10 protein-coding genes are annotated in these 10,126 nt (G+C 67.4%); 8 read left to right on the top strand and 2 right to left on the bottom strand.

Annotated elements, in window-relative coordinates:
• Positions 1-304: 304 nt before the first annotated feature.
• A complete protein-coding gene (locus AC0Z6F_RS21410) occupies positions 305-1,279 on the top strand; it encodes an MBL fold metallo-hydrolase (protein WP_485618401.1) in 975 nt (324 codons plus the stop codon).
• Between the two features lie 97 nt (positions 1,280-1,376).
• Here AC0Z6F_RS21410 and yihA read toward each other — a convergent pair whose 3' ends face one another.
• Positions 1,377-1,979 (bottom strand): ribosome biogenesis GTP-binding protein YihA/YsxC, encoded by a 603-nt coding sequence (gene yihA, locus AC0Z6F_RS21405; RefSeq protein ID WP_485618399.1) that lies wholly within the window; start codon positions 1,977-1,979, stop codon positions 1,377-1,379.
• Positions 1,980-2,134: 155 nt separating this feature from the next.
• On the opposite strand from yihA, the gene AC0Z6F_RS21400 reads away from it, so the two are divergent.
• The 4 genes from AC0Z6F_RS21400 to AC0Z6F_RS21385 all read left to right on the top strand — a co-directional run bounded on the left by AC0Z6F_RS21400 (position 2,135) and on the right by AC0Z6F_RS21385 (position 5,417).
• Complete coding sequence (locus AC0Z6F_RS21400) at positions 2,135-2,935, top strand: c-type cytochrome (protein ID WP_012512095.1); 801 nt, start codon at positions 2,135-2,137, stop codon at positions 2,933-2,935.
• Between the two features lie 106 nt (positions 2,936-3,041).
• Positions 3,042-3,692, top strand: a complete 651-nt coding sequence (locus tag AC0Z6F_RS21395; protein ID WP_100435248.1) for a thiol:disulfide interchange protein DsbA/DsbL — start codon at positions 3,042-3,044, stop codon at positions 3,690-3,692.
• 106 nt (positions 3,693-3,798) lie between these two features.
• On the top strand, positions 3,799-4,626 hold the full coding sequence (locus AC0Z6F_RS21390) for a thiol:disulfide interchange protein DsbA/DsbL (protein WP_485618396.1): 828 nt from the start codon (positions 3,799-3,801) through the stop codon (positions 4,624-4,626).
• 53 nt (positions 4,627-4,679) lie between these two features.
• Entirely contained in the window at positions 4,680-5,417 is a 738-nt protein-coding gene (locus AC0Z6F_RS21385; protein WP_012512097.1) for an endonuclease/exonuclease/phosphatase family protein, read from the top strand.
• Positions 5,418-5,603: 186 nt separating this feature from the next.
• Here AC0Z6F_RS21385 and AC0Z6F_RS21380 read toward each other — a convergent pair whose 3' ends face one another.
• A complete protein-coding gene (locus tag AC0Z6F_RS21380) occupies positions 5,604-6,479 on the bottom strand; it encodes an EamA family transporter (protein ID WP_012512098.1) in 876 nt (291 codons plus the stop codon).
• Between the two features lie 72 nt (positions 6,480-6,551).
• Here AC0Z6F_RS21380 and AC0Z6F_RS21375 point away from each other — a divergent pair, with 72 nt between their 5' ends.
• The 3 genes from AC0Z6F_RS21375 (at position 6,552) to fhuE (ending at position 9,978) form a co-directional block, all read left to right on the top strand.
• Positions 6,552-7,034 (top strand): Lrp/AsnC family transcriptional regulator, encoded by a 483-nt coding sequence (locus AC0Z6F_RS21375; protein WP_006391525.1) that lies wholly within the window; start codon positions 6,552-6,554, stop codon positions 7,032-7,034.
• 77 nt (positions 7,035-7,111) lie between these two features.
• Complete coding sequence (locus AC0Z6F_RS21370; protein WP_485618393.1) at positions 7,112-7,663, top strand: M23 family metallopeptidase; 552 nt, start codon at positions 7,112-7,114, stop codon at positions 7,661-7,663.
• 173 nt (positions 7,664-7,836) lie between these two features.
• Entirely contained in the window at positions 7,837-9,978 is a 2,142-nt protein-coding gene (fhuE, locus tag AC0Z6F_RS21365; protein WP_485618391.1) for a ferric-rhodotorulic acid/ferric-coprogen receptor FhuE, read from the top strand.
• Positions 9,979-10,126 lie beyond the last annotated feature (148 nt).

Raw genomic sequence — 10,126 nt, 5'->3', positions numbered from 1 at the left:
GGTTGCGGGAGTGTCCGCGGCATGGATGCCGCGGCCAAGCCCCCATGGACGGGTTTACGGCGTCTCCCGCAACCGGACCCACCCCGCCATCCCACGGATAGCCCGCTGTTGCTTCGGCCGTTGCTGTTGCTTCGGCCGTTGCTGTTGCTTCGGCCGTTGCCGTTGCCTCTGCGGGTGCAGGGCGCAGCCCTGCAGACAACACCCCTTCCCTGAGCATTCCGCGTAGTGGTTTGAGCGCCGCACACACGTCGACCACGGCACGCTATACGGCAACGGAACCGCCCGTCGTCCACCGAGAACCACCATGTCCCTGCGTCCCCTGCCGCTGCACCACGCTCTGCTGTTGGCCCTGTCATCCCTGCCACTGGCCGCGCTGGCCGAAACCACGTCGCCTGCCGCCACCCAACAGGTGCCCGGCGTCTACCACCAGCGCGTCGGGGCGCTGCAGGTCACCGCCCTGTTCGATGGTGTGGTCGCGTTGGGTCGGCAGGAAGTGGTGGACGTGCCGCCGACGCTGGTCAGCCGCTTGCTGGAAGGCCGTTACGTGCCCGAAGACAAGAAAGGCCTGCAGACCGCGATCAACGCTTTCCTGGTGCGCCAGGGCAATCACCTGACCCTGGTCGATACCGGTACCGCACAGTGCTTCGGCCCCGGACTGGGCCAGGTGCTGGGCAACCTGCGCGCCTCCGGCGTGAACCCGGCCGAGGTGGATGACGTGCTGCTGACTCATGCCCATCCAGATCACCTGTGTGGCGTACTCGACGCGCAGGGCAAGCCGGCCTACCCGAACGCCACGGTGTGGCTGTCCAAGGCCGATGCCGGTTACTGGCTCAACCCGGCCAGCGAGGCCACCGCGCCGCAGAGCGTGCGCTTTGCCTTCCCGCTGGCGCGCAACGCGGTAGCGCCCTACCAGGCCAGCGGCCACCTGCGTACCTTCAACCCCGGCGATGCCCTGCCCGGTGGCGCGGTGGCGATGGACACCCATGGCCATACGCCCGGCCATGTCTCCTACCGGTTCGACAGCCAGGGCCAGTCGCTACTGGTGTGGGGTGATGTGCTGCACTTCCACGCGGTGCAGTTCGCGCACCCGGAGGCGGCCTTCGAGGCCGATTCGGACCGCAAAGCTGCCATCGCCAGCCGTCGCGGCCTGCTGCAGCAGGCCACCGCCAACGGTTGGTGGGTGGCCGGTGCGCACCTGCCGTTCCCCGGTCTGGGCCATGTGCGTGGCGAGGGCAAGGCCTATGCGTGGGTGCCGGCGGAGTATTCGCCGTTGAAATGAGGTGCCACCGGGTCTGGTGGCGTTGCCGGCCAGCGGCCGGCACTACCGGGCATCAGAGCGGTAGCGCCCGGCCGCCAGCCGGGCGACCGAAAATGCCTTATTCCAGCCCCAACCAGCCGCCGATGATGCCGCGGGCTTCGTCCACACCGGTGCGGGCGGCGCCGGAGAACACCTGCACGCTGACCGTATCACCGATGGAGGAGTGCAGTTCCTTGCGCACCTTCTGCAGGGTCTGCATCTGCTGGCTGCGGCTCAGCTTGTCGGCCTTGGTCAGCAACGCATGCGCCGGCAGGCCACGCTGCACGGCATAGGCCAGCATCTGCCGGTCGTAGTCCTTCAGCGGGTGGCGGATATCCATCACCACCACCAGGCCCCTCAGCGCATTGCGGGTGCGGAAGTAGCGGTCGATGAAGGCCTGCCAGTGCGCCTGCAGGTCCAGCGGCACCTTGGCGTAGCCGTAACCAGGCAGATCGACCAGATGGGCTTCCGGGGTCACCTGGAAGAACACCAGCTGCTGGGTGCGGCCGGGGGTCTTGGAGACACGGGCCAGGCTGTTCTGCCGGGTCAATGCGTTGAGGGCACTGGACTTGCCGGCGTTGGAGCGGCCCGCAAAGGCCACTTCGGCCCCCTCATCGGGCGGCAGCTGCCCCATGTTGTGGGCAGAGAGGTGGTATTGGGCGCGTTCGATGAGCAATGACATGTGCATAGGATCGCATGTTGCGGCACCGCGCGCCCGGCCCAGGGCCCTCCGCCGGGAAAATGCTGCACTGCTGCGTTGACCGTGCGCGGAAACGGCGTTGATAATCCGGGCGATGCCGTGGCTGCCGCCCGGCCCGGTCCATACGGAGCTTTAGCATGCGCCACGCTCGCGTTCTTGCCGTATCCGCCCTTGCCACTGCCGTAGTCGTTGCCGCCGCTGCGTTCGCGCAGACCACGTTGACCCCGCTGCCCGACAACGGGCCGATCAACACCGCCTCGCTGGAGGTCGATTTCAGCAAGACCCACTGGGGCGATGCCAAGGCCGGCCAGACCAAGGCCTCGGCCTGCGCGGCCTGCCATGGCGCCGACGGCAACTCCACGGTGGAGATGTACCCGTCCATCGCCGGCCAGAGCGAACGCTACGTGGCCCAGCAGATGGCCCTGATCGCCAACGGCCAGCGCAGTTCCGGTGCGGCGGTGGCGATGGTGCCGTTCGTGCAGAACCTCACCCCGCAGGACATGCGCGACATCGGCGCGTTCTTCGCCACGCAGAAAGCCACCGCCGGCATCGCCGACGACACGGCGGTTACCGAAGGCCCCTACAAGGGCATGAAGTTCTACGAGATCGGCCAGCAGCTGTACCGCGGCGGCGACGCCAAGCGTGGCCTGCCGGCCTGCATGGCCTGCCACGGCCCCAGCGGCGCTGGCAATCCGGGCCCGGCCTACCCGCATATCGGTGGCCAGCACGCCAGCTATGTCGCGCGGCGCCTGCAGGAATACCAGGCCGGGCAGACCCACGAAACCGACAAGGCGCACTTCCAGATCATGGCCACGGTCGCGCAGAAGCTGAGCGAGCAGGAGGTGCAGGCGCTGTCCAGCTACCTGCAGGGCCTGCACAACAAGGCCGATGACGTGGCTGCCGCGCCTGTACCGGCACAACCGGTCGCCGCCCCCTGACCACCATTGGTCGGCCCGGGCCGCCACCACGGCCTGCGCCTGCGGTATGTTTCCTTCACGCCGGCGACCGCGCCGGCGTTGCTTTTTTCAACGGAGATGCGTGTCGATGAGGTTGATTTCCCGCCTGCTGTTGTCTTTGCTGGTGCTGCTGCCGCTGGTAGCCTGCGCCGCCACCCCCGCCAATGCCCCGCTGGTTGAAGGCAAGGATTACGAGCGCATCGCCCAGCCGGGCCCGTTCCAGCCGCTGGCCGGCAAGATCGAGGTGGTCGAAGTCTTTGGCTACACCTGCCCACACTGCGCCCATTTCGAGCCGCAGCTGGAAGCCTGGGCGGCCAAGTTGCCGGCTGACGTGCGCTTCACCCCGGTCCCGGCCGCGTTCGGTGGCGCCTGGGATGCATGGGCGCTGGCCTACTACGCCGCCGACCAGGTGGGCGTGGCCAAGCGCAGCCACGCGGCCGTGTTCAAGGCCCTGCATCAGGATGGCTCGCTGCCGATGCAGAACGTCTCGGCCGATGAGCTCGCCAACTTCTACAAGGCCTATGGCGTGACCCCGGACCGCTACATCCAGGCCCTGCGTAGCGATGCGGTGCAGAAGAAGGTAGACGCCGCCCGCGCCTTCGCCCAGCGCACCAAGATTCCGGGCACCCCGGCCATCATCATCAACGGCCAGTACCTGGTGCGTGGCAACAGTTTCGACGACCAGCTGCGCATCGCCTCGGCGCTGATCGCCCAGGCCCGCGCCGCCCGCGGCCGCTGAACCAATACACACCATCGACACGGCGCTGTCGCCGCCGCATGTCATCATTTCCCTCTGGCCGGCACCGGTTGCCGGCCCCACCTATCCAGATGCTGGAGACGTTTCCATGAAGATCCGTTACGCCCTTGCACTCGCAGCGCTGCTGCCGATCCTGGCCGCCTGCAAGGCCGACGATGGCAGCACCAACACCACCGCCGCCCCGGCTGAGCCGACCGCCGCTCCGGCCACCACCGAGCCGGCAGCACCGGCCGCTGGCAGCGAAGGCGCCGCCCCGGCCGCCGAAGGCGACAAGGCTCCGGCTGAAGCCGCACCGGCCGCGGCACCGGCCCCGACCACTGCCGCACTGACCGGCCCGGCCCCGGTGGAAGGCGCCGACTACCAGGTGATCCCGAACGGCCAGCCGTTCCAGCCGGCCGCCGGCAAGATCGAAGTGACCGAAATCTTCGGCTACGTCTGCCCGGCCTGCGCCGCGTTCCAGCCGCTGGTTGGCCCGTGGAAGGCCGGCCTGCCGAGCGATGTGAACTTCGTCTACGTGCCAGCCATGTTCGGCGGCACCTGGGACAACTACGCCCGTGCCTTCTATGCTGCGCAGACCCTGGGCGTGCAGGACAAGACCCACGAGGCGCTGTACGCCGCCATCCATTCGCAGAAGACCCTGAAGGGTGAGCGCGGAACCGACTCGGTGGACGACATCGCCAAGTTCTACGGTGCCTACGGCGTGGATCCGAAGCAGTTCGCCGCCACCATGGGCAGCTTCGCGGTGAATGCCAAGACCAATTCGGCCAAGCAGTTCGCGCAGCGCAGCCAGATCAGCGGCACCCCGTCGATCATCGTCAACGGCAAGTACCTGGTGAAGGGCAAGAGCTTCCCGGACATGCTGCGCATCGCCGACCACCTGATCGCCCGCGAGCGCGGTGCGGCCCAGGCTCACTGATCCAAGAGAAGCTGTTCCCGGCCGTGACTTCCCCCCACACACGGACCCTGCGCTTGCTGACGGCCAACATCCAGGCCGGCTCAAGTACCCGCCGCTACAGTGACTATGTGACCCGCAGCTGGTCACATGCGCTGCCGGCGGGTCGCAAGCGCAGCAGTCTTGACGCGATCGCCACTTTGGCGCGCGAACACGACATCGTCGGCCTGCAGGAGGCCGACCCGGGCAGCCTGCGCTCGGGCTTCACCAACCAGACCCACTACCTGGCCCAGCGCGCCGGCTTCAACTACTGGAGCCACCAGCCGAACCGGCGCATGGGCGGGGTCGCTTCCAGCGCCAATGGCCTGCTGAGCAAACTGGAACCGGTGGAAGTACAGGACCACGCCCTGCCCGGCCGCATTGGCGGGCGCGGCGTACTGCTGGCCAAGTTCGGGGATGGCGAGGACGGCCTGGCGGTGGCGGTGGCCCATCTGTCGCTGGGGGCGGGTTCGCGGATGTCGCAGCTGGGCTTCATCGCCGAGCTGCTGTCCGACCACCCCAACGCGGTACTGATGGGCGACTTCAACTGCCTGGCCGAACGCCCGGAAATGCAGGTGCTGTACCAGAAGACCCGGCTGCAGCCACCCGGCTGCATCGTGCCGACCTTCCCCAGCTGGCGCCCCGACCGCGCCATCGACCACATCCTGGTCAGCAGCGGCCTGCAGACCCGCACAGTGGAAGCCGTACCGGCGGCGTTCTCCGATCACCTCGCGCTGGCGATGGCGATCGACGTACCGGCCAACGCCCTGCGCTGACGCGCTGCCGCTGCGCTCGCCGGGCATGGCCCGGCGCTACCGACCCTGGTAGGGGCCAACCTTGGTTGGCACGCTGCCCTGGTGGGTGCGGACCACTGCCCTGGTGGGTGCCAACCTTGGTTGGCACGCTGCCCTGGTGGGTGCGGACCGTTGGTCCGCACGCTCTCCGCCGGGCATGGCCCGGCGCTATCCCGCCTGCACCACCGGCACCTTCAGCCGCCGCGCGGTCATCGTGCTGCCCACCGAGGCCAGCACCGTGCAGCCGATCGCCAGCCACTGCAGCCCATGCAGGTGCTCGTGCAGCAGCAGCATCGCCCACAGCGCGGCCACCGCCGGCTCCATGCTGATCAGGATGCCGAAGGTCTCCTTCGGCAGGCGCTTGAGCGCCATCATCTCCAGCGACATCGGGATCGCGCTGGACACCAACGCCACCAGCAGGCCAGCGGCCAGGATCTTCGGATCAAGCAGCGCGGCACCGGCATGCACCACGCCCACCGGCACCACCACCAGCGACGCGGCCAGCAGGCCCAGCGACACCGAATGCCCGGCGTGCAGGTGGCCGGCACGCTTGCCGAACACGATGTACAGACCCCAGCACGCCGCCGCACCCATGGCATACAGCACGCCTGCCGGATCCAGCGCCGGGCCGCCACCGATCGGCAACAGCAACAGCAGCCCCACCGCCGCGCAGCCCACCCACAGGAAGTCGATCGGTCGTCGTGATGACAGCATCGCCACCGTCAGCGGGCCGGTGAACTCGATGGCCACCGCGATGCCGAAGGGGATCGTGCGCAGGGCCATGTAGAACAGCAGGTTCATCAGGCCCAGGGTGAGCCCGTAGCGCAGGATGGTGATCGCATCCACGCGGCTGGTCTTCCAGCGCCACGGCCGCCAGAACAGCAGCAGCAACAGCGCCGAGAAGCCCACGCGCAGTGCGCTGGTGCCCTGCGCGCCGATCAGCGGGAACAGGTGTTTGGCGTAGGACGTGCCGATGGCCAGCGAAGTAACCGAACCCAGCACTGCCAGCGCCGGCAACATCGGCGCGAATCGTGAAGTCTGCATGCGCAAAGTCTATTGCGCCGGCGCCGAGCACTTGGCTCAATTGACAGCCCGTTCGTGCAACTTCTGCTCGCCATGGCCACCGCCCCCGTGCTCGACAGCTTCGACCGCGCCATCCTCGACCTGCTACAGCGGGACAACACCCTACCGCAACGCGAAATCGCCGAGGCCGTGCACCTGTCCACTCCAGCGGTGCAGCGCCGGATCAAGCGCCTGCAGGACAGCGGTGTGATCGCGGCCAATGTGGCCGTGGTCGCTGCGGCGAAGGTCGGACGACCGCTGACCATCATCGTCGAGGTGCGCGTGGTCAGCGAGCAGCGCGAACGCGTGGCGCCGTTCAAGCGTCGCGTGCAGGACGACCCGGCCGTGCAGCAGTGCTATTCGATCACCGGTGACGGCGATTTCCTGCTGCTGCTTTCGGCGGCGTCGATGGAAGAATACGAAGCGATTACCGAGCGCTTGTTCGGCGGCGACGACAATATCGAGCGCTTCCGCACCTCGGTGGCACTGGGCACGTTGAAGCGGAGTTTCGAGGTTCCGCTGGTACCGGTTCTGTAGAGCCGAGCCAGACTCGACTGCCTTTTGACCGCAAAGCTGAAGCAGTCGAGCATGGCTCGACTCTACACTCCGAAACCATGAGTACACCCCCCTCTCCTGCCCACCGCCTGCGCCGCTGGCTGCTGCGCGGCCTGTGGCTGGCCATTGCCGTTGTTGCCGCGATGGCGCTGTGGAACAGCCCGTGGGCGGCCACGCCGCGAATGCTCTGGTCGCTGACACGGATGCCGGCTGCCACCGAACTGCCGGTGCCGGTGGAGGGTGTACGCCCCCGGCAGATTGCCGACACCTTCGGCGCGCCGCGAGGCCGTGACCGCTCCCACGCCGGTATCGACATCTTCGCCAAGCGCGGCACGCCGGTGCGCAGCGTCACTGCCGGCGTCATCGCGGATGTCAGCGAACGCGGCCTCGGTGGCCGCCAGGTCTGGGTGATCGGGCCCGGGCGCGAGCGCTACTACTACGCGCATCTGGAAGACTGGGCAGAGGGCCTGGCGCGCGGCCAGGTGGTCCAGGCCGGTGACCTTCTAGGCCACGTCGGCGACAACGGCAACGCCAAGGGCACGCCGCCGCACCTGCACTGGGGCATCTACGGCACGAACGGCCCCCGCGACCCGTTGCCGCTGCTGCGCTGACCGCCATTGCGCCCCCGCGGATCGATCCGTTCATGATCTGCAAATAGGAATGGTTCGTATTACCATTTCTTTCGTTTCCGGTGGTGCCAGGACGGCCTGCCCGCCCTTCCCCTACCCGTAGCGCCTCGCCTTCTGGATGCCGGCCGAACGCGCGTGCTCGTCCAGGATCCCCCATGACCCGTCCCGCCTTCCGTACCCTGCAGCCGCAGCGGCTGTCCATTGCCGTGTTCGCTGCTCTCTGCTCCGTGGCCCCGACCGCTTTCGCCGACACCACCGCCGACCCGACCACGCTCGACAAGGTGGTGGTCAAGGGCGAACGCGCCGAAGGCTACTCGGTACGCCGCACCTCGGCTGGCACCCGCTTCGATCTAGCACCGCGTGAGATCCCGCAGTCGGTCAGCATCATCAGCCACCAGCGCATCGAAGATCAGAAGCTGGACGACATCATCGACGTGCTGGCCAACACCACCGGCGTGACCAGCACCCAGTCCGACAGCGAGCGCACCGAGTTCTATGCGCGCGGCTTCTACATCGATGCCTACCAGTTCGACGGCCTGCCGACGCAGATGGTGCAGAACTGGAGCTACGGCGATTCCGGCCTGGACCTGGCGCTGTATGACCGCGTGGAGGTGGTTCGCGGCGCCACCGGCCTGCTCAGCGGCGCCGGCAATCCATCCGCATCGGTGAACCTGATCCGCAAGCACGCCGACAGCGCCGAACTGGCCGGCAGTGTGTCGATGAACGTCGGCAGCTGGGGCCGCACCCGCACCACCGTCGACGTGGGCAGCGCGCTCAATGCCAGCGGCACCGTCCGTGGCCGCGTGATCGGCAGCTATCTGGATACCGATTCGCAGGTCGACCGCTACAACCAGCGCAAGAGGCTGGGCTATGCCGTCATCGATGCCGACCTCACTCCGGACACGCAGCTGAGCGTGGGCTACGACTACCAGCACAAGAAGGCCACCGCACCAACCTGGGGCGGCTTCCCCATGTGGTTCTCCGATGGCACCCCCACCAACTATCCGACCTCGTTCAATCCGTCGCCGGACTGGACCTTCTGGGACACCACCAGCAAGCGCGCGTTCGCCACCCTGCAGCACGCCTTCGGCAACGGCTGGAAGTTCAAGATCGGCGCGACCCATGACCGGACCGATGCCGACGACAAGCTGTTCTACCCGTTCTACGGCGGCGGCTTCAACAAGACCACCGGAGCCGGCGTACTGCCGATGGCCGGCTACTACAAGACCCACCGCAAGGTGGACGGCGTCGATGGTTACGTCGACGGTCCGTTCCAGCTGCTTGGCCGCGAGCACCAGTTCATGGCGGGCCTGAGCTACAACAAGCGCGAGTACGTGAACACCGGCGATTTCCAGTCGGCCTGGGCGCCGCTGGACAACTACCTCAGCTGGACCGGGAGTTTCCCGGAACCGAACTGGGCGGCAACGCTGCCGACGCAGAGCCAGGGCACCATCAAGCAGAAGGCCGCCTACGCCGCCACGCGCCTGTCGTTGGCCGATCCGCTCAAGCTGATCCTCGGCGCGCGCTACACCGACTGGAGCCTTGACGGCACCGAAGGTGCAACCATCAGCCGCTTCAGCCACAAGGTGACCACGCCCTATGCCGGCCTGGTGTTCGACATCAATGACACCTGGTCGACCTACGCCAGCTACACCGAGATCTTCCAGCCGCAGACCTATCGCAACCAGCAGGGCCGCTACCTCGATCCGGTGGACGGCAAAAGCTACGAAGTGGGCGTCAAGGGCGCATGGTTCGACAACCGCCTGAACGCCTCGCTGGCGGTGTTCCGTATCGAGCAGGACAATGTCGCCCAGCAGACCGGTGGCTTCGTCGATGGTTCGGCCAACGAGTACGCCTACGTTGCCGCGCGCGGCACGGTCAGCCGCGGCGTGGAGTTCGAACTGAACGGTGAACTGGCACCGGGCTGGAATGCCACCTTCGGCGCCTCCCGCTACGTGGCCAAGGACATCAATGGCAACGACATCAACACCCAGCTGCCGCAGACCGCGATCAAGGCCTACACCAGCTACACCCCGCAGTCGCTGGACGCGCTGACCTTCGGCGGCGGCGTGAACTGGCAGAACGGCATCTACTACACCGACCCGGTGTACGGCCGCTTCAACCAGGATGCCTACGCCTTGGTCGGCGCCTTCGTGCGCTACCGCATCGCGCCGCAGTTCAGCGTGCAGGCCAACCTCAACAACCTGCTGGACAAGAAGTACTACGCGCAGATCTACGGCTACGGCGGCTATGGCGAGGGCCGCAACGGCTCGCTGACGTTCACCTGGTCGTTCTGATCAGCAGCGGGGCACAACCGCCCCGCTCCTGTAGAGTCGAGCCCATGCTCGGCTGCCGTTCGCAACATTGTGTGGCGATCGAGTCGAGCATGGGCTCGGCTCTACATCCGCATGACGGCGCCGGGCTGAGCCCGGCGCCGTCCCTTCA

Source organism: Stenotrophomonas sp. 1L-E-5-B-C3 (assembly GCF_057292075.1).
The sequence above is the reverse complement of the archived record's forward strand: the minus strand, read 5'-3'. Positions and strand labels throughout refer to the sequence as shown.